Genomic DNA, 17,837 nt, shown 5'->3' on the forward strand with positions numbered 1-17,837 from the left:
CCTAATGAAGTGAAACGGCATTTCCCTGTATCCACAGGGCCGCAATATTTTGTCGCTGCCCGGTGAGTACTATTTTCTGCAGTACGTCGGCGAGGTTGTCGAATTCGTAGTAACGGCTGTTGCTCTGCAGCGCGTTGAAATCAAAAATAAAAGCGTCGAAATTGTACCCTGTTTCCAGCTTGCCGCTTCGAATGCGGAGCGCTTCGGCGCCGCCGACGGTTGCCATGTAAAAGGCCTGCCTGAAATCAAGGTCGCTGTCCGATACGCCGCGTCTTTCTGCGGGCAGCCGGTAATCCGTGCCGCTTGCCAGGATACGCGATGACACGATTGCCTGCCGCATGGCGTCGAACATGGATGGCGTGTAGCCGGCGGAGAGGTCTGTTGCCAGAGAGATGCGGACACCTTGGTCAAGACGCTTCTTGACGGGGCAAACGGCGCCGGCAAAGAAGGCGTTCGATAAAGGGCTGTGGGCGATGGATGCGCCGTGCTTGCGATACAATTCGGCATCGTCGTCGCTGAGATGGACCGAGTGGGCCAGGACAGTACGCTTTGTGAGGAGCCCGTAGCGAAGATGGGCTTTCGTATCACTGAGGCCCGTACGGACAAGTACATGATCGTGCTCCCAGTCGCTTTCGGAGCAGTGGGACTGAACGGGTGCGTCGTATTTCACGGCAAGCTCACCGAGGCCGTAGAGGGCGTCGTCACTGCAGGCCGGAATGAAGCGGGGTGTAACAACACCGACAATGTCCTGGACGGTTTGCTTGTTTATGTCCGCCGTATAGCGGAGAAAGGCTTCCGTATCCGCGAGAGCCTGTTCGGCCGATTTGTCGCGGCAGTAATCCGGACATTGAGCGGGCAGGTCCATGACGACCTTGCCTACAAAGGCCCGCTGCCCGGCATCCGCGCAAAGGTCGGCAAGGAGTTTGTTCGGCTCCAGGTGGACGGAGCCGAAGTATTGGGCCGTTGTTGTGCCGTTGGCAAGAAGTGTTTGCACCAAATCCCTGTAGACCGTCTCGGCAAAGTCGAGGTCCGCGTAAGCTGCTTCCAAGGGAAAGGTGTATTTGTTCAGCCAGACGGGCAGTTTTGCGTCGAGAGCCTTGCCCGTTTGCGCCCACTGCGGTGCGTGAACGTGTGTGTCCACGAAGCCGGGCAGGAGAAACTGTCCCTCCTTCAGCACGATGAGGCTGCCGTCGGTTTTGGCAGTGTCTCTCGTTTCTTCGTATGCCGCGGTGCCGGGGGCAATACAGGTTGCCAAGGTGCCGTCGTTATCGACGCAGAAGAGATGGTTCTCCAGTACGGCAAAGGAATCGGGCGACTTGCTGTAAAAACCCGTTCCCTTAATAACATATCTATAGGGCATGAGAAAAACCTGCTTTTCATTTTATAAGGATATGTAAAAATAATAGTAATAGTATAGTACTTTTTATGGCGTTAGGAAAGAATAAAATAATAAAACGGCTCCGCTTAAAAAGAGGCGGAGCCGTTTTATATTGTCTTTATTGAGAAGGGATTTATTCCAGTTCCGCACCCTCCGCACCGGCAGGAGCGGTGTCGGCGTTGCCGCTGACCTTGTCGATAATCATGGCCAGGGCCTGGTCGCCCGTTACATTCGTCGCCGTGCCGAAGCTGTCCTGTGAGAAGTGGAGAGAAATAATGAGCTGCTGCATGGGTTCCGTGAAGCCGAGCATGGAGGTGATGATGCCGAGCGCCGCCATGACACCGCCGCCGGGGACGCCGGGAGCGGCGACCATGGTGATGCCGAGCATGAAAATATACGGTGTAAAGAGAGAAAGGCTGACATCCATACCCATGGCCATCATGATACCCATCGTACCGAGGACAAGGCAAATTGTATCACCTGCCAGGTGGATGGTGGCGCATAAAGGAATGCAGAAGTTTGTAACGTCTTCGGAGATATTGCTGTTGCGGGCACATTTCAAGTTGACCGGGATGGTGGAGGCCGAAGACTGGGTACCGACAGCCGTGAAGTAGGCCGGTAAAATGCGCGGAATATAGCGGAAATTATTCTTTCTGCAAACAGCACCGGAAATGGCGAACTGCAAAGCGATGTAGAGAACTTGCAAGAGGAGAATGCAGACATAGAGTGAAATGAAGATTTTGGCTGTAGCCACAATTTTACCCTGTGCCGCGAGCTTGCAGAAGAGGCAGCCTACATAAATGGGAATGAGGGGAATGATGATTTTCGTCAAAGTCTTCGTAATGATGTCGCGCATTTCACGCAGTACTTCAAGCAGCTTGCCGGCTCTGCCGATTTTCAGGTTCGCCATGCCGATACCGAGGATAAAGGCGAGCATGAGTCCCGTCATGACGTCAAAAACGGGGGCTACTTTGATGACCAGGAACGGGTCATACGGATTTACGTCGGCAATGGAACCCGAAAAGGATTGGATAAAGTTGGGCAGGACGGCAATGCCGAAGAAGTAGGAAATGTAACCGGCCAGGATAGTTGACGCATAAGCAAGAAAAATCGTAATGCCGAAGAGTTTGTTCGCCTGTTTGCCCAGATCGGCCATACCGACAGCGACGAAAGCGACTATGAGGAGAGGTATGATGAAGGAAAGAAAAGTGCTGAATAAAGATGTAAATGTCGAAAAAAGGCGAATCATCCCTTCATATGCCGGCGCGTCGTGAAAACCGAGCCATGAACCGAGCGAACCTAAAACAATGCCGCCGACGATGCCTAAGAGCAGCTTGGTCAGCAGGCCGGAACGAAAATTCATAAAAACAACTCCTTTGATGTCCTATTCAAAAATACAAATGTATTTTTGTATTACACTGATTAGTCTAAGCATTTTAAGTTCACTTGTCAAATGCGGATTTTGATTCACGGGCAGGTTGAAGAATTCTCTTTTTGTGAAAAAATCGCATTGACAGGTGTGCCGTTCTGTAATAAGATAAACCGAGTTAGGCGTCCGGGACGCCTAGCCTTTTTAGTTGTTCCCTTTTTCTTGACGCCGGACCGCTTTTTGTGGTAAGTTATATAAGCAGTCTTGCGCAAAAAGCAGGTTTTTGACTACTCTTGTGAAGTGAGGTGTAAGGAATGCGTACAGCTATTACCATGGCGTGCACGGAATGCAAGAATCGTAATTATCGCACGAATAAAAATAAGAAAAACAATCCCGATCGCTTGGAATTGAAGAAATATTGTTCGTTCTGCAAGAAAGAAACATTACATAAAGAAACGAAGTAGCTTTCGGGCTTACATTTTTGAAACGTGAGAGGGTATATGTCACTTTCGGCGGCACAAAAAGCAGCACAAAAAAATAAGAGAAAAAAAGAGTCGGGCCGATTTCTGCAAGGCGTCAAAACGGAAATGAAAAAGGTCATCTGGCCGACGCGGAGAGAATTGCTCAGTTATACGATTATGGTTATTGTGGCAACAGTGGTCGTCATGGCGATTATTGCCGTATCGGATGCCGTATTCGCGCAATTGTTTCAATTGCTTCGCAGCGTAATCGGTTAGGAGGCTGAGCCTGATGGAATCTGAAAAAAGTTGGTATGTCATTCATACGTATTCCGGGTATGAAAAGAAGGTCAAAGACAACTTGGAGCGTAAGGTCAAATCAATGGGCCTGGAAAATGTGATTACCCGCATTCTCGTTCCTGAAGAAGATGAAATTGATATCAAAGGCGGCCAAAAGCGTACGGTAAGACGTAAAATTTTTCCGGGCTACGTCTTTGTCGAAATGGATGTCAACGATCGCTCCTGGTACGTCGTCCGCAATACGCCGGGCGTAACCGGCTTTGTAGGTTCGGCGACGAAACCGGTTCCTTTGGATCCCGATGAAGTCAAACGCATCTTGAGGTCGCAAGGCATAGAAAAGGAAGTAAAGCCTCAAATTACCGTGGAAATCGGCGAACAGGTCCGCATTACGTCGGGACCTTTTGAAAATTTTTATGCTACCATTACAGAGGTCAACAGCGAAAAGGGCACCTTAAAGGGCCTTATCGACATGTTCGGCCGCGAAACGACTGTAGAAGTCGACTACTCTCAAATAGAGAGCAGTCTGAAATAAATACTTCTAATGCGGTTTACGCCGCGAGTGGGAGGAGCGGAGCTCCGTCGAACCACATCTTGTAACGTAAGGAGGTGTGTAACACCATGGCAAAAAAAGTGGCAAAAATGGTAAAGCTTCAGTGTGAAGCAGGGAAGGCAACTCCGGCGCCTCCTATCGGCCCTGCATTAGGCCAGGCCGGCGTCAATATTATGGCTTTTGTCAAAGAATTTAACGAACGTACGGCAAAACAGGCCGGTTACATCATTCCTGTTGAAATTACCGTATACGATGACAGATCCTTTACCTTTATTACCAAGACTCCGCCGGCGGCAGTGCTTCTGAAAAAAGCGGCAGGCCTGGATAAAGCTTCGGGCGAACCGAATAAGAAAAAGGTTGCCAAACTCGGCCGCGATAAGGTGCGGGAAATCGCCGAAACGAAGATGCCCGACCTCAACGCCAACGACGTTGAACAGGCTATGAAGATGATTGAAGGAACTGCTCGCAGCATGGGCATCGATATCGTCGACTGAGACGACGGGATGCCGTGGAAGGGGATATTCTCCGTAGACCACAAAAGGAGGAAACAAGTAAGATGGCAAAAGCAGGCAAGAAATATGCCGAAGCCGTGAAAGCTTTCGATCAGGCAAAATTGTATGATGCGGCTGAGGCAATTGATATCTTGAAAAAACTGGATACGGCCCAATTTGATGAAACCGTTGAATTGGCTGTCAATCTTAACGTTGATCCGAAATATGCGGATCAGCAGGTGCGCGGTGCGTTAGTATTGCCGCACGGCATCGGTAAAACAAAGCGAGTTCTCGTCTTTGCACAGGGCGAAAAGGAGAAAGAAGCCTTGGAGGCAGGTGCCGATTTCGTCGGCGGTGACGATTTGGTAGAAAAGATCAAGGGCGGTTGGCTCGACTTCGACGTAGCGGTTGCAACTCCCGATATGATGGGTAAAGTAGGCCGCCTCGGCAAAGTGCTCGGGCCTAAAGGCCTCATGCCCAACCCGAAGGTCGGCACCGTAACGATGGACGTTGCCCGTGCCGTAAGCGAAAGCAAGGCCGGCAAGGTTGAATATCGTACGGATAAAGCCGGCAATATTCATTCCCCTATCGGCAAAAAATCTTTTGATGCGAACAAGCTCGTCGAAAATTTGACGACCCTTGTAGATACGCTTATTAAGGTGAAACCGTCCGGTGCGAAAGGCCAGTACATCAAATCGATTACGGTCAGCTCCACTATGAGCCCGGGCATTCGCATTAACCAGTTCAGCATTAAAGACGCTGTAAAAGCGGAAGAAAAATAATATCTCTCTTAGCTGTAGACTGAAGGTATGTATAATGGACGCAAGTCCGCCCTCTGAGGCTATGAAACGGGTTCATTCTGTTGACCTCGATTCGGCCTCACATGCGGTTGCATAGGAGGCCGTTTTTATTGCTAAGATGATATAAAAATTACTTGCAAGGAGGTGTGTCTGATGTCTATGCCCAAACATGGCGTATCGCCGGCGAAAGCCGCTGTCGTTGCGGAAATGAAAGAAAAGTTGGAATCGGCCAAGGGTGCCGTTCTCGTAGGCTTTACCGGCCTTAATGTTGCCGACGCGACGAAGCTGCGCCGCAAGTTCCGTGAAGGCGGTGTAGAATACAAGGTCATCAAAAATACGTTGACCCGTATTGCTGCCGATGAACTCGGTTACGATGATTTGAATGCACATTTGGAAGGCCCGACGGCCATCGCCGTTTCTACGGAAGATGCCGTAGCGCCCGCCAAGATTCTCAAGGCGTTCATTAAAGAAACGAAGACCGAAGCACTCACAGTCAAAGCCGGTATCGTTGACGGCCAGGTTATTGATGCCGCAGCGGTCAACGCATTGGCCGATTTGCCGAGCCGGGAAGAGCTTATTGCCAAATTGCTCGGCAGTATGCAGGCTCCCGTTTCCGGTTTGGTCAACGTTCTTCAGGGCAATATTCGCAATGTCGTCTATGCTCTTGAAGCCGTTCGCGCTAAGAAAGCCGAACAGGAAAGCGCTTAATTTTAAAATTACTTTTATCAACACTTATATGACGGAGGGAATTTAAAATGACAAAAGAAGAAATTTTACAAGCCATTGAAGGAATGACCGTATTGGAACTTTCCGAACTCGTTAAAGATATGGAAGAAAAATTCGGCGTATCCGCAGCAGCTCCCGTAGCAGTTGCAGCAGCTCCCGCAGCAGGCGGCGCAGCGGCCGGCGGTGAAGAAAAATCCGAATTCGATGTTGTTTTGGCATCTGCAGGCGACAAGAAGATCAACGTTATCAAGGTTGTCCGTGAAATTACGGGCCTTGGCTTGAAAGAAGCCAAAGCTTTGGTTGACGGCGCTCCCGGCACCGTAAAAGAAGGCGTTGCCAAGGCAGCTGCCGACGAAATGAAAGCTAAATTGGAAGAAGCCGGCGCAACGGTAGAATTGAAATAAGCTTCTTTTTCGGAGAACTCCCCGGTTTTTACGGCCCGGGGAGTTTTTTTTACTATTCATAGCGATAATAAGCCGAGTGTGTAGGCGGACGGAGGAGCTTTAAAATTGTATGAATAAACGTTTATATATTAATTTTTTCTGAATTATAAAGCAGGCTTCGGCGAGTGGCGAAGCCTGCTTTATTTGCGTATTATATATGCCGCAGACGCTATAAAACTTCCCGACTTCTTCGCAATCCGTATGAACGTGTTATTGCCAAGACCCGCGAATTTGTCTACAATGAATATAATAAAATCATGTATAAAGAGAAATGTTTTTAGGAATATATACGCTTGTTTTCTCCGCGAGAGGAGTTCTACCGGTATGATACAAATTTCCCTGGCGTCGGGGTTTGTTTTTGACGCTGCCAACGTATATGGCAAAATATGTGTTACGGCTGAAGAAATGGCGGTCTTCTCGCCGCAACTGAGACAAGCTCATGCGGCGATTTGCGCCATGCGGGAATCCGGCGAGGCGAAGGTACATGTGTCCAAGGACGGTGCTCCTGAAAAGGTCCTTTTTTATAGATTGCCCTATGTTAGAGACCGCGGCCTCAATACGCCTGAACGGCTGGCCTATATGGAAGCTTTTGCCGAAAAGGCGCGCGGCCGCGTAGATGCGGTCATTCTTTACGGTGTCGGCGGCTCTTATTTGGGCGGTAAAGTTCTCTTTGATGCTCACTGCGGTACATTGTGGAATCTCCTGCCCGAGGCGGAGCGGCACGGGCGGCCGAAAATATTTTTTGTCGGCAACAATGCCGATCCCCGCTCGCTCAGTGAATTATTGCGGTTCTTCCGAGCCGAGGCGGCGCAAAAAGACGAATATCGCGTCATGCACGTCGTCATCTCCAAGTCGGGCACGACCATTGAGCCCATGGCGGGATATATAATTATGGAGGCCGAACTGCAGCGCAGCGCTATTGCGACGGAGACCGTTGCCGTCACGAGTCCTGCCGGCGGTGCAGATGAAACGCTGCTGCACCGTTTGGCAAGAGAGGCGAATTGGCCCGTGTTCTTCATTCCCGACGGCGTGGGCGGCCGGTTCAGCGTCTTTTCGGAGGCGGGCCTTCTGACCGGGGCCTTGACGGGCTTTTCTCTGCGCAGCTTCCTGGACGGCGCACGGGCCATGGACAAAGCCTGCCGCAGTGATGATATCACGGAAAATCCGGCCCTGTTGAACGGTGCCTTGAAGTATTTGGCCGCCAAGAATCACGGCCGAAGCATAGAGGTATTCATGCCCTACGCGGACTGCCTGAAATCTCTGTCCGAATGGTATGTGCAGCTTCTGGCCGAATCGCTCGGCAAGCGCCTTGACCGGAACGGACAGGTCGTAAACTATGGCCGCACGCCTGTGGCTGCCGTAGGGACGACGGATATGCATGCCCAGACACAGGAACACCAGGAAGGGCCGCAGGATAAGATTATTCAGTTCGTATCGCTCGGAGACTGGCAAGACGACTTAATCGTCCCCGAGACATATAACCGGCATGCCGGCCTTGATATGCTGAGCGGCGTACCGCTCAGCCGGATTATGAGCGAAGCATGCCGCGCCAACGCGGCGGCCCTGGCCGAAGACAACAGGCCGTCGGCGAATTATATTTTACCCGAGTTGAACGCCTTTCACTTGGGTGAGCTCATGTATCTTCTCTGCCTTTCCGTCGCCTATGAGGGAGAACTCGCCGACGTGGACGCTTTTGACCAGCCGGGCGTGGAAATTTATAAACGACATTTGCGTGCAAGCTTAAAGGCATTACAAACGAGGTGATGTGATGAACGTCTTGGTAACGGGCGGTGCCGGCTACATCGGCAGCCATACGGTGCGCGCCCTCTTGGCTCAGGGCCATGAGGTTACGGTTCTTGACAACCTTTCACGCGGCCATCGTGATGCCGTTCCGGCAGAAGCCGCTTTGTGCATTGCGGATATTCGCAATGTCGAACTCGTACAGCGTCTTCTTACGGAACGGCGCATTGAAGGGATTCTCCACTTCGCCGCACACAGCTGTGTAGGCGAGTCCATGGAAAATCCGACCGTTTATTACGACAACAACGTTGTCGGTTCGTGGTCACTGTTGGAAGCGGGGCGGCGCGCTGCCGTACCGTATTTTGTCTTTTCGTCGACCGCTGCCGTTTACGGTGAGACCGATATTACGCCTATTACGGAAGACGTACCGTATAAGCCCATCAACGTGTACGGCCAGACGAAGCTCATGATCGAATGCATGCTCAAGCAGTTTGAACGGGCCTATGGCTTAAAATATGCGGCCTTGCGCTACTTTAACGCTGCCGGTGCCATGCCCGACGGCTCGTGCGGTGAAGACCACGAGCCGGAAACGCATTTAATTCCGCTTATCCTGCAGACCGCCTTGGGCCTGCGTGACCACATCAGTATTTACGGGACGAACTATCCGACGGCCGACGGCACGTGCATTCGCGACTACATTCACGTCGTCGACCTGGCCGACGCACATTGCCGTGTCCTGCAGTATTTGGCCGACGGCGGCAAGCTGCGGGCCTTTAATCTCGGTTCGCAGCGGGGATTCTCCGTGCGGGAAATGATTGAGGCGGCCCGTAAGGTGACGGGCCGTGAGTTTACGGTCATAGAAGCGTCGCGGCGGCCTGGCGATCCGGCAGTACTCGTCGCCTCATCCGAGCGTATCCGCGAGGCGACACGGTGGCAGCCGCAGTACAGTGACCCTGAAACGATTATGATCCACGCCCTGCGCTGGTATGAAACACATCCGCGCGGTTACGAGGACAGATGATGAAAGATAAAATAATATATGTTGCGCAGTCAGTACGGAATCTGTCGATTCACCACGTAAGAACGGTGCTCCCTTACGGAGTTATCCTCCTTGTTTTAGGAGGTGTCGGTTTTTTGTGGGACGGCAATCCGACGGAAATGCAGGCAGACTCGAGGGAGAAGACGCAGACGGAACATGCGTCTTCTCCCTCTTTTACGGCGACGGCGCAGCAAAACGGTGAAGACGGCCGGGAAGGAACATTGCTTTTCGGGACGGCGGCGGCCCGCAAGCGGCATCCTCTTCCGGATTTGTTTGCTTCCGCCATGCCGAAGAGGGCGGAAGCGGGGACGCCGGAAAACGGAAAGGCTTCATCCGGCGATAAGGACGAAAATGAATCTGTCGGAAAACAGCCGGCCGTCATGCAGTTTCCGCAAGTGTGCGGTCGTGTGCAGAACGGTGCGGCGACGGTAGTCATCCTGGCCTTGGGAAATGAGTCGAAAGCCTGCGTACAGGGCGAGTATTTCGGCGGTTTTTATATTTCGTATATTGCCGCGTTTTCCGTTGTTCTGGAGAAAGACGGGCAGGCTTGGGAAATTCGGGGATAAGGAGAAACGGGCGTTATGAATATACGCATATTCACGGCGGCAGCGCTGCTGGCCGTTTACGGCGGCACGGCCTGTGCCGCGGGAAATTTGCAAATCGATGTACATGAAGTGCCGACGCGAACCGTCCTGGAAGGATTGGCGCGGAGCAACAACATGAACCTTGTCGTCAACGAGACCGTGACGGGGAACTTGACGATGCACCTTCATGACGTGTCGGTGGAAGAAGCATTACAGGCGGTCGTGGACAATCAGAACCTCTTCGTTGAAGAGCACGGCGGCATTCGCGTCATCAGCGGTGCTGTAAAAGATGACGGCGCGCAGACATCGTATTCATGTGTTCTCGCCTATGCCGGGCCCGATGAAATCGGTGCGGCCCTGACGTCCCGCCTGTCTGCGGAAAAGGTAAAGGTCTACAGTGAGGGAAATGCCGTCGTCGTAAGCGGCACGCGGCGCGATGTGGAAGCGGCAAAGCGGCTTATAGGCGAATTGGATAAACCGGCCGGGCAGGTCGATGTGGAAGTGGAGATCCTTTCTCTCAACAAAGAAGCCGTAAAGGAATTGGGCATCGACTGGTCCTGGTCGGGTATAGAAGGCGGTGTCGGCCGTACGCATTTGCCTTATGCGGAGGCGCAGATTCATGCCTTTCTTTCGACGGGCAAGGCCGATGTGCTGGCACGGCCCCACATTGTCGCCAAGAACGGGCAGGAAGCGCGCATCTTTATCGGCGATAAGATCCCTGTCGTAACGGAGCACGTGTCCGGCGGCGAGCGGACGTCGACGACGGAATACAAAGATGCAGGTATCCTGTTGCAGTACACGCCGCGTATTCACCGGGACGGGACGGTGACGGCGAAGATTCACGGTGAAGTGAGTATGCCCGTGTACGTACGTGACCTCAAGGCCTACAGCATCGCCACGCGCCAAGTAGACACGGAAGTGCGCGTAAAGGCGAATGAATCGCTGGTCATCGGCGGACTTATCGGCAAGGAAGAAGTGGAGAACTTCCGTAAAATACCGATTCTCGGTGACATTCCCATTTTAGGCAAACTCTTCCAAAGCCGGTATCGTTCCAGGAAGGAAACGGAAGTGGTCATCATCATTAAATCGGCTGTTTTACCTTCTCCTTTCATGACGGGGGCCGATATGTGAATCCAACTTCATATGACAGACTGACCGCAGGCGTGGTACAATGACAATAATCGCGATTTTGTATTTTTATGGAGAGGTCGTTATTATAATGTCTCAAACACGCCTGCTTATGTTGAACGCCGCCGTTGCAGCCCTCTACGCGGCGCTTACGATAGGCCTTGCGCCCGTCAGCTATGGTCCCGTACAGGTGCGCCTGTCCGAATGTATGACGCTTCTCGCCTTTGGCAGCAGACGGTATGTGCCGGGCCTCATATCGGGCTGTTTTATTGCCAACTTCGGCAGCCCTCTGGGTGTTGCCGATATTTTCGTCGGCACGGCCGCGACGGCCCTGTCCGTATATATCATGTCCCGTTGCAGAAACCTCTGCTTGGCTTCGCTCGTTCCGGTTGTCGTGAACGGTGCCGTCATCGGGTTGGAACTCTTCGGCCTTGATATTATTCCGGCCGAAGCGCTGGTGCCGACGGCCCTTTACATCGGTGCCGGCGAGCTCTTGTCCGTCACGGTCTTGGGCGTGATTTTATACTCCGTATTAAGACGCAACGATGTCATCCGGCAGTATATAGAGCCTCGCAAGTAGGCGGACGGCGGAGGCGATTCCCTTTTGGAGGTGTATTTATGGCTATTCCCGTATATATTGTTTCCGGCTTTTTAGGAAGCGGTAAAACGACGTTTATACAGACTTGGATCTCGCAGATGGAAAATTCGCGCCATGTCATGGTTATTGAAAATGACTTCGGCGAAGTCGGTTTCGACTCGGCTCTCTTGCAAAAGCAGGGGATCCGTTTTGAAGAATTGGCATCCGGGTGCATTTGCTGTACTCTTGTCGGCGATTTTAAGAAGTCCCTGCACAAGGTGCTGCAAAATGCCGATACGGACTGCATAATTATCGAGCCGTCAGGCGTGGCGAAGTTGTCGGATATCATTGCCGTCTGTAAAGATGTGGAAAAGTCCGGCGCCATTGCCTTGGCCGAACCGATAACAATCGTCGACGGCAGGCAGGGGTACATGTATGTCGAAAACTTCGGCGAGTTTTTTGTCGACCAGATTCGGCACAGCCGTCATATCTTCATCAGTCACGGCGACGAAAGCCCGGCTGAGACGGAAAAGACCGTCACCGCCGTGCGGGCTGAAAATAAGGCGGCCCCCGTTCATTGCGAACCGTGGCAGGACCTGGATTTGCCGGCGTACCTGCAGGGTATCGGCCCTGACAAGCACGATTGCTCCTGCAGCGACCGGTGCAGCTGCGGTCATCACCATGACCATGATCACGGGCATGACCACGGCGCCGCTGCAATTTTTCAAGCGTATACAGTCTATCCCCGCTCGCCGCGGACTGCTGTGGCCTGGACGGAAAGGACCCGTAATTTTTTGGCGGCTGCAGGAAATTGCGTGCTGCGCATAAAGGGTGTTTTGCCCGTGGAGGGCGGTTACATAGAGCTTCAGTACAGCGGCAGAGAAATAGAGACGGTACCTACGACGTTGGCGCCGTCCGCCCTGACCGTCATCGGTACGGCCTTGGATGAAGAAGCCGTCCGGAAGGCGTGGGCTTAGGATGAAGCCTATTCCCGTATACGTCGTCACCGGCTTTTTAGGCAACGGCAAGACGACCTTTATTAACAGTATATTACCGACGCGGCCTGCCGGTGCCGCCGTCGTGCAAATAGAACGGGGACGGTGCACCGCAGCTTGCAGCGAAATCCTCTCCTTGCCGCCCGTTACGGCGGAAAACGCCAAGGGGACGGCCTTTCTGCTGGAGCAGTTCGGCCGCGAAAGGCGGCCGTCCGAAGTTTGGATCGAATGGAACGGCATGTCGCCCTTCGCGGCGTTGGAAAAAATCTTTTCCCGTAAGGCCGTAAGAGAAATGTACGACCTGAAGGAAATCCTTTTTGTCGCAACACCCCGTTTTTGCCTGCATATGTTGGGTGCTACGGGCGAGGCCGTATACGGTCAGCTCGTACAGGCGGACCGCTTTATCATGACCGGTCATGACAAAGGGGAGTACAAAAAAGCGGTTCAGCTCATACGGGCCGTGCGGCCGGATATTCCCGTTACGCCCTTGCAGGAAGCGGTATCCGGCAAGATGAGCAAGGTCATTGCCAAGCGGCCACTGCACATCGGCGCGACTGCCGTGACCATAGGGCTCGTCCTCTTGGCGGCGGTCTATGCCTTCGTCATAACGGACGGTGACCCGGCGACGGGCAACTGGCGCCTGGCCCTGTCCTTCTGGACGGCTACGCTTTTACAGGCGCTGCCTTTTCTCGTCGTCGGTATTGTGGCGGCATCTCTCTTGCAGCTGGTTTTATCACCGGCTTTTTTAGAGCGGTCGTTGCGGAAGAATCATTTTACCGGTACGGCGGCAGCCTTGGCGGGTGCTTTCCTTTTTCCAGTTTGCGACTGTGCGGCCGTTCCCGTCTTTCGCAGCCTTGTCGCCGCACGGGTTCCCGTCTCGACGGCTCTGGCCTTCATGCTTGCCGGGCCGCTCATCAACCCGGTCGTCCTCGTTTCGACGTACGTCGCCTTCGCCGGAAATATGGAGATATTTTTATGGCGTACCGTAGGAGGGATCGCGGCGGTCCTTTTTATTTCCCTGACATTTTTCGCCTATACGGATCTTGACGGTATAAGCGGCGGAAAAATACCGCTGTTCCCGGGTGACACGCTTGACGGGGGAAATACGAATAACGTGATCCGCCTTATATTGCACGGCAGGCGGGAATTTTTGCGCATGGCACCGTACGTCTTGGCAGGTACGTTTTTGTCGTCTCTCTTTCAGGTATACGGCAGCACGCTCTTACAGGATTTCGGCATTTGGCCGAGTGCGATCCTGATGATTCCGCTCATGCTGCTCATTGCCTTTTTCCTCTCCGTCTGCTCGACTGCCGATGCCATGGTGGCCCGCAACTTCTCGGCCCATATTCCGACGGCCGGTATCATCGCCTTTCTCTTGTTCGGGCCTATGATGGATTTGAAAAACTTCCTCTTGCTGCGTGCGCTCTTTCCCAAGGCGTTTGTGTACCGATTGGCGGCAACGACCTTTTGTATCTGTGCGTTTATAGCGGCAATGTATGCTTTAATGACAGGAGGCGGTTTACGATGAGGCGTTCTTTTTCCGGGCGTGCTTCCATAGCGGAATCAGCGGCCTTCCTTATTTTGGCCGGGCTCGATATTTGTCTGCTGGTGACGCAGCGATATATGGCCTTTGTTACTCCTCTCCTGATGCCCGTATTGGGATTTATGGCGGTCGTCTTTATCCTTTGGGGAATTGTCGGCCTCCGGCAAAGCATATCGTCTTATCGCCGCGTCTATACGAACGCTGCCGGTCTGTTTATCGCCGCCCTGCTTCTTGTAGGCCCGGCCGTGTTCGGCATCGTGCCTGTCGTGTTTCAGGCGGCGGCTCAGCACGACGACGGCGAGGGGGAAGCCAGGCCTTTCGGCATGGACCTTGAGAGTGTGGACGGTGACGGCATCGACACGGCTCATAAACGGATTATTTTAAATACTAAAAATTGGTATAAGACCATATTCAAGCTGACAAAGCACAATGAAGAGTACGTGGGCTACGAAGTGTATATGACGGGTTTCGTATCATATCACGACGACAGTCTGAACGGCAACGACTTCACACCGTCGCGGTACCTTATGCTCTGTTGTGTCAACGATATGTCGCCTTTCGGCATTGCCTGCCGCGTGCAGGGTGATACGCATTACCCTGAATTTACGTGGCTTGCCGTCAAGGGCAAGCTTGAGACCGGTGACTACCACGGCATGGCAAGACCGGTTCTCGTCGTCGAAGACGTGCGGCGCGCCCGCAAGGTGGACGGATATGTATATCCCTATTGACAAAATAGGGATTTTTTTTGCCCTGAAAAAGAAAATTTTATAAAAGTTGCTGTCCGAATGGATTATTTACGGACTGAATGGAGTAGAAATAAGCAACACATTTTGCTATTATATATACAGCTATTGATGACCAATATCAAAATTAGGTGCGCAAAATACCGGGCCTTGATTCCGCAATCGCGTGCAAGGTCGTGGGGCGCAGACAAGGAGTGTTCAAGAAGATGGAAAGAATTTACGCGGCAATACAATTATTGGAAAGTGGCGGCCCCGTTATGATACCGCTCTTTATTTTATCTGTAATCACAATTGCCATTGCTTTTGAACGGGGTATGTACTACCGTCGTCATCGCAAAAACTCGCGGTCCTTTTTTGAGAAGGTGGCGGCATCGGCGAAGAGCGGCGATTGGGCCGGCGTAAAACAGGCGTGCGCCGGATCGAAGACGGCAATTGCGAAAATTGTCGGTGCCGGTCTCGAACGGGACGGGTCGGAAGAAGAAATGAAGTCGGCCTTCATGGAAACGATGACCCTCGAATCGGCAGGTTTCCAACGTTATCTCGACTACCTGAGCGCCATCGTTACGGTTGCGCCTCTCCTCGGCCTGTTGGGGACGGTTACGGGCATGATCTCGTCGTTCAGCGTTCTCGACAGCGGTGCCGGCGCGACAGCTATCTCCGGCGGGGTAGGTGAAGCCCTGGTGGCAACGGCGACGGGCCTTTGCGTGGCGATTATCGCCTTTGCCGTGTATACCTTCTTTACGCACCAGCTCGACACGATTGTAGCTGATACGGAACGGCTCTGCATTACAGTAGTAAATGCGAAAAAAAGCGGTTGGGGGCGTGACTGATGTTTAGCAATTACAAGACGAAAAAGAAACCTCAGTTCATGATTATACCCATGATCGATATCATCTTTTTCCTGCTCGTCTTCTTCATGATGAACAGCTTGCAGACTGTAGCGCAAAAGGCCCTGTCCGTGCAGCTGCCGCAGGCGCAGAACGCATCGAATCAGGTGCAGATGCCTGTTATCATTACTGTCGACGAAGTGGGGCATATTACAATGGATAATCGGCCTGTCACGATTGACGAGGCTTCACAGGTCATGACTGAGCGCATGGCGGCCAATCCGAATGCGGCCGTAATATTACAGGCAGATAAGCGGACGGCACACGGCCAGGTCGTAGCCGTTATGGACATGCTGAAAACGGCCGGCGTAAAACGTCTTGCCGTAGCTGCGGAACAGAAGGGATAGGTATATGAGAGACTATACGCGAGCGAAATCGTTTGCCCTGTCAATCATCGTCAATATTCTTTTGCTGCTCGCCGTAGCTGTGTTTATTGTGCCGAAAATTATACAGTATCAGGAAGAACAACTGTATGTGATCGACTTGGAATCCGATTGGGAACCGGACAACGGCGGCGGTCATGCCGGCGGTGGCGGCGGCGGCAATCTCTTTCCTGACAAATTGAGTGATGAAGATATGGCCAAACGGATAAATCAGGTTGTGCAGGCCCAATCTACGGCAGTGACCCCCGTCAGTGACGCGCCGGAAGACGCGGTCAACGTACCCGAAGCGTCGGCGACGGGAGATAAAAACAGCAGTTCCAGTTCGCAAGGCGGCTCGCAGAGCGGCAGCGGTCCGGGAACGGGCGGCGGCAGCGGCGGGCAACGGCAGCGGTTACGGAGACGGCAGCGGCGACGGTACGGGTACCGGTGAAGCCGCACATGAACCCTTTGATACGGAAGGATTCAGACAGGCCATTGAAGCCAATAAGGTCTATCCGCCTATGGCGACGAGAAGAAGATTGGAAGGATATGCGACTATTGAATCGACCATCGAAACGAGCGGTGCCATCAGCAACGTTTCCGCCGTGGATTCAACCGATTCCCTCTTTGCCCAGGCGGCTGTGGCTGCGGCCTATGCTGTCGGCAGCTATCCGAATCCGACAGGCGAAACCATGCATGTGACGACGACAGTTCGATTTGAATTGATCGAATAGTACGGGATACAGGCTGTAACAAGAAATTGTTGCAGCTTTCTTTTCAGGAGGAGAATATGGGAAACACGCTGTTTATCTACCGTGATGCCGTGACAAAGAAGGTTGCCGTCACGGCCGGGAGCGTCCTTGCCATGAGTGCCTATAAAGCTGCAGGTGAAACTGCGGACGCACAGAAATACGCGCGCCTCATCCTCGTCGTAAGTGCCGGTGCAAGGACGGCGGACTATGCGGTGCCGGTACGGGCCTTTGCCGGAAAAGAAATTATTTGCTTCTTTGTCGGCCTGACGAAAGATGAGGGGACGTCTTTTCAGGCGGCCGTGGCCGGCAGCAGCGGCAAAACCTTTTATATTAGCGCCGAATCCCTTACGGAGGATACGTTGGCCGCTGCAAGTGCGCTCCTGCCGAAAAAGACGGAAACGGCGGATCCGGCGGATGTCGTCATCGCGGCGATACAGCGGTTTTTGCACGGCCATAATACGGGCGTCCTGGCAACGGGCCACGGTGATACGGTTCGGGCCACGCCCATTGAGTACCTTTGGCATGACGGCAGGCTATGGCTCTTTACGGAAGGTGGCCGCAAATTCCTCAACATCTATCGTAACCGAAACGTTTCCTTTTCCGTCTTCGATCCCTTTGCGGGACTTTCGAGTTTGGCAGGTCTGCAAATACACGGGCAGGCAGCAGTGCACGTACCCGGTGAAGATATATATGAAACCATACGTAAAGTAAAGGGAATTTCCGATAAAACCATGGCGACCATGCCCGTTGTCCTTCATCTCGTTGAAATCGTGCCGGAGCACATGACTTTTCTGTGCGGTGCCTTTATTAAAGAGGGCCTGGCCGTGCAGCAGCATATATGCGGCGACTGGACGAGAATCGGGAACGGGGTCAAATAAATTACATATTATTTCGTTTTATGTACTGCTTTTCTTGAGGACGATTGTCTCGGGAAAAGCAGTTCTTTTGAAAAAAAGTAAAATAAATGTCTGT

Annotated in this window: 22 protein-coding genes; 20 read left to right on the forward strand and 2 right to left on the reverse strand. The window is 52.6% G+C overall.

Annotated elements, in window-relative coordinates; all coding sequences use genetic code 11:
- Window position 1: 1 nt before the first annotated feature.
- Window positions 2-1,360: a guanine deaminase gene (gene guaD, locus BQ2674_RS07995; protein ID WP_075573254.1), complete on the reverse strand. Its 1,359-nt coding sequence runs from the start codon at window positions 1,358-1,360 to the stop codon at window positions 2-4.
- A 151-nt stretch (window positions 1,361-1,511) separates the two neighbouring features.
- Entirely contained in the window at window positions 1,512-2,741 is a 1,230-nt protein-coding gene (locus BQ2674_RS08000; protein WP_075573255.1) for a dicarboxylate/amino acid:cation symporter, read from the reverse strand.
- Between the two features lie 320 nt (window positions 2,742-3,061).
- Here BQ2674_RS08000 and rpmG point away from each other — a divergent pair, with 320 nt between their 5' ends.
- The 20 genes from rpmG (at window position 3,062) to BQ2674_RS08095 (ending at window position 17,743) form a co-directional block, all read left to right on the forward strand.
- Complete coding sequence (rpmG, locus tag BQ2674_RS08005; protein ID WP_075573256.1) at window positions 3,062-3,211, forward strand: 50S ribosomal protein L33; 150 nt, start codon at window positions 3,062-3,064, stop codon at window positions 3,209-3,211.
- Between the two features lie 36 nt (window positions 3,212-3,247).
- Window positions 3,248-3,484: a preprotein translocase subunit SecE gene (gene secE, locus BQ2674_RS08665; protein WP_075573257.1), complete on the forward strand. Its 237-nt coding sequence runs from the start codon at window positions 3,248-3,250 to the stop codon at window positions 3,482-3,484.
- Window positions 3,485-3,497: 13 nt separating this feature from the next.
- Complete coding sequence (nusG, locus tag BQ2674_RS08015; RefSeq protein ID WP_075573258.1) at window positions 3,498-4,037, forward strand: transcription termination/antitermination protein NusG; 540 nt, start codon at window positions 3,498-3,500, stop codon at window positions 4,035-4,037.
- An 86-nt stretch (window positions 4,038-4,123) separates the two neighbouring features.
- On the forward strand, window positions 4,124-4,549 hold the full coding sequence (gene rplK, locus BQ2674_RS08020; RefSeq protein ID WP_075573259.1) for a 50S ribosomal protein L11: 426 nt from the start codon (window positions 4,124-4,126) through the stop codon (window positions 4,547-4,549).
- A gap of 62 nt (window positions 4,550-4,611) precedes the next feature.
- Window positions 4,612-5,328, forward strand: a complete 717-nt coding sequence (gene rplA / locus BQ2674_RS08025) for a 50S ribosomal protein L1 (RefSeq protein WP_075573260.1) — start codon at window positions 4,612-4,614, stop codon at window positions 5,326-5,328.
- Window positions 5,329-5,505: 177 nt separating this feature from the next.
- Window positions 5,506-6,054, forward strand: a complete 549-nt coding sequence (gene rplJ, locus BQ2674_RS08030) for a 50S ribosomal protein L10 (RefSeq protein WP_075573402.1) — start codon at window positions 5,506-5,508, stop codon at window positions 6,052-6,054.
- A gap of 47 nt (window positions 6,055-6,101) precedes the next feature.
- On the forward strand, window positions 6,102-6,476 hold the full coding sequence (gene rplL / locus BQ2674_RS08035) for a 50S ribosomal protein L7/L12 (RefSeq protein ID WP_075573261.1): 375 nt from the start codon (window positions 6,102-6,104) through the stop codon (window positions 6,474-6,476).
- 363 nt (window positions 6,477-6,839) lie between these two features.
- The gene (locus BQ2674_RS08040) at window positions 6,840-8,279 is read left to right on the forward strand and encodes a glucose-6-phosphate isomerase (protein WP_075573262.1); all 1,440 of its coding nucleotides are present in this window, start codon (window positions 6,840-6,842) and stop codon (window positions 8,277-8,279) included.
- A gap of 4 nt (window positions 8,280-8,283) precedes the next feature.
- A complete protein-coding gene (galE, locus tag BQ2674_RS08045) occupies window positions 8,284-9,276 on the forward strand; it encodes a UDP-glucose 4-epimerase GalE (protein ID WP_075573263.1) in 993 nt (330 codons plus the stop codon).
- The gene (locus BQ2674_RS08050; RefSeq protein ID WP_143696407.1) at window positions 9,273-9,860 is read left to right on the forward strand and encodes a hypothetical protein; all 588 of its coding nucleotides are present in this window, start codon (window positions 9,273-9,275) and stop codon (window positions 9,858-9,860) included. Before galE ends, BQ2674_RS08050 begins: the two co-directional genes overlap by 4 nt.
- 15 nt (window positions 9,861-9,875) lie before the next feature.
- Complete coding sequence (locus tag BQ2674_RS08055; RefSeq protein WP_083222326.1) at window positions 9,876-11,009, forward strand: type II secretion system protein GspD; 1,134 nt, start codon at window positions 9,876-9,878, stop codon at window positions 11,007-11,009.
- A gap of 88 nt (window positions 11,010-11,097) precedes the next feature.
- On the forward strand, window positions 11,098-11,586 hold the full coding sequence (locus BQ2674_RS08060) for a QueT transporter family protein (RefSeq protein ID WP_075573404.1): 489 nt from the start codon (window positions 11,098-11,100) through the stop codon (window positions 11,584-11,586).
- Between the two features lie 38 nt (window positions 11,587-11,624).
- Window positions 11,625-12,560 (forward strand): CobW family GTP-binding protein, encoded by a 936-nt coding sequence (locus BQ2674_RS08065; protein ID WP_075573265.1) that lies wholly within the window; start codon window positions 11,625-11,627, stop codon window positions 12,558-12,560.
- A gap of 1 nt (window position 12,561) precedes the next feature.
- The gene (locus tag BQ2674_RS08070) at window positions 12,562-14,106 is read left to right on the forward strand and encodes a permease (RefSeq protein WP_075573266.1); all 1,545 of its coding nucleotides are present in this window, start codon (window positions 12,562-12,564) and stop codon (window positions 14,104-14,106) included.
- A complete protein-coding gene (locus BQ2674_RS08075; protein ID WP_075573267.1) occupies window positions 14,103-14,849 on the forward strand; it encodes a TIGR03943 family putative permease subunit in 747 nt (248 codons plus the stop codon). Before BQ2674_RS08070 ends, BQ2674_RS08075 begins: the two co-directional genes overlap by 4 nt.
- 221 nt (window positions 14,850-15,070) lie before the next feature.
- Entirely contained in the window at window positions 15,071-15,694 is a 624-nt protein-coding gene (locus BQ2674_RS08080; RefSeq protein WP_075573268.1) for a MotA/TolQ/ExbB proton channel family protein, read from the forward strand.
- Window positions 15,694-16,098 carry an ExbD/TolR family protein gene (locus BQ2674_RS08085; protein ID WP_075573269.1) on the forward strand — a complete coding sequence of 135 codons (405 nt, stop codon included), beginning with the start codon at window positions 15,694-15,696 and terminating at the stop codon, window positions 16,096-16,098. Before BQ2674_RS08080 ends, BQ2674_RS08085 begins: the two co-directional genes overlap by 1 nt.
- 4 nt (window positions 16,099-16,102) lie before the next feature.
- Window positions 16,103-16,564 carry a hypothetical protein gene (locus tag BQ2674_RS08630; RefSeq protein WP_235828840.1) on the forward strand — a complete coding sequence of 154 codons (462 nt, stop codon included), beginning with the start codon at window positions 16,103-16,105 and terminating at the stop codon, window positions 16,562-16,564.
- Window positions 16,565-16,634: 70 nt separating this feature from the next.
- Window positions 16,635-16,847 carry a TonB family protein gene (locus BQ2674_RS08635; protein WP_235828841.1) on the forward strand — a complete coding sequence of 71 codons (213 nt, stop codon included), beginning with the start codon at window positions 16,635-16,637 and terminating at the stop codon, window positions 16,845-16,847.
- Window positions 16,848-16,903: 56 nt separating this feature from the next.
- Entirely contained in the window at window positions 16,904-17,743 is an 840-nt protein-coding gene (locus BQ2674_RS08095) for a pyridoxamine 5'-phosphate oxidase family protein (RefSeq protein WP_075573270.1), read from the forward strand.
- Window positions 17,744-17,837: the final 94 nt, after the last annotated feature.

Origin of the sequence: Megasphaera coli, from assembly GCF_900095855.1 — a bacterium.
GTDB classification, from domain to species: domain Bacteria; phylum Bacillota; class Negativicutes; order Veillonellales; family Megasphaeraceae; genus Megasphaera; species Megasphaera massiliensis_A.

Bases quoted from the DNA above. Each gene is read 5' to 3' on its own strand.
- BQ2674_RS08065 (WP_075573265.1), top strand. From the start codon at position 11,625: ATGGCTATTCCCGTATATATTGTTTCCGGCTTTTTAGGAAGCGGTAAA.
- guaD (WP_075573254.1), bottom strand. From the start codon at position 1,360: ATGCCCTATAGATATGTTATTAAGGGAACGGGTTTTTACAGCAAGTCG.
- rplJ (WP_075573402.1), top strand. From the start codon at position 5,506: ATGCCCAAACATGGCGTATCGCCGGCGAAAGCCGCTGTCGTTGCGGAA.
- BQ2674_RS08060 (WP_075573404.1), top strand. From the start codon at position 11,098: ATGTCTCAAACACGCCTGCTTATGTTGAACGCCGCCGTTGCAGCCCTC.
- rpmG (WP_075573256.1), top strand. From the start codon at position 3,062: ATGCGTACAGCTATTACCATGGCGTGCACGGAATGCAAGAATCGTAAT.
- BQ2674_RS08635 (WP_235828841.1), top strand. From the start codon at position 16,635: ATGGCGACGAGAAGAAGATTGGAAGGATATGCGACTATTGAATCGACC.
- rplL (WP_075573261.1), top strand. From the start codon at position 6,102: ATGACAAAAGAAGAAATTTTACAAGCCATTGAAGGAATGACCGTATTG.
- galE (WP_075573263.1), top strand. From the start codon at position 8,284: ATGAACGTCTTGGTAACGGGCGGTGCCGGCTACATCGGCAGCCATACG.
- BQ2674_RS08630 (WP_235828840.1), top strand. From the start codon at position 16,103: ATGAGAGACTATACGCGAGCGAAATCGTTTGCCCTGTCAATCATCGTC.
- BQ2674_RS08080 (WP_075573268.1), top strand. From the start codon at position 15,071: ATGGAAAGAATTTACGCGGCAATACAATTATTGGAAAGTGGCGGCCCC.
- BQ2674_RS08050 (WP_143696407.1), top strand. From the start codon at position 9,273: ATGATGAAAGATAAAATAATATATGTTGCGCAGTCAGTACGGAATCTG.
- BQ2674_RS08075 (WP_075573267.1), top strand. From the start codon at position 14,103: ATGAGGCGTTCTTTTTCCGGGCGTGCTTCCATAGCGGAATCAGCGGCC.
- BQ2674_RS08085 (WP_075573269.1), top strand. From the start codon at position 15,694: ATGTTTAGCAATTACAAGACGAAAAAGAAACCTCAGTTCATGATTATA.
- BQ2674_RS08095 (WP_075573270.1), top strand. From the start codon at position 16,904: ATGGGAAACACGCTGTTTATCTACCGTGATGCCGTGACAAAGAAGGTT.
- rplK (WP_075573259.1), top strand. From the start codon at position 4,124: ATGGCAAAAAAAGTGGCAAAAATGGTAAAGCTTCAGTGTGAAGCAGGG.
- secE (WP_075573257.1), top strand. From the start codon at position 3,248: ATGTCACTTTCGGCGGCACAAAAAGCAGCACAAAAAAATAAGAGAAAA.
- BQ2674_RS08040 (WP_075573262.1), top strand. From the start codon at position 6,840: ATGATACAAATTTCCCTGGCGTCGGGGTTTGTTTTTGACGCTGCCAAC.
- nusG (WP_075573258.1), top strand. From the start codon at position 3,498: ATGGAATCTGAAAAAAGTTGGTATGTCATTCATACGTATTCCGGGTAT.
- rplA (WP_075573260.1), top strand. From the start codon at position 4,612: ATGGCAAAAGCAGGCAAGAAATATGCCGAAGCCGTGAAAGCTTTCGAT.
- BQ2674_RS08055 (WP_083222326.1), top strand. From the start codon at position 9,876: ATGAATATACGCATATTCACGGCGGCAGCGCTGCTGGCCGTTTACGGC.
- BQ2674_RS08000 (WP_075573255.1), bottom strand. From the start codon at position 2,741: ATGAATTTTCGTTCCGGCCTGCTGACCAAGCTGCTCTTAGGCATCGTC.
- BQ2674_RS08070 (WP_075573266.1), top strand. From the start codon at position 12,562: ATGAAGCCTATTCCCGTATACGTCGTCACCGGCTTTTTAGGCAACGGC.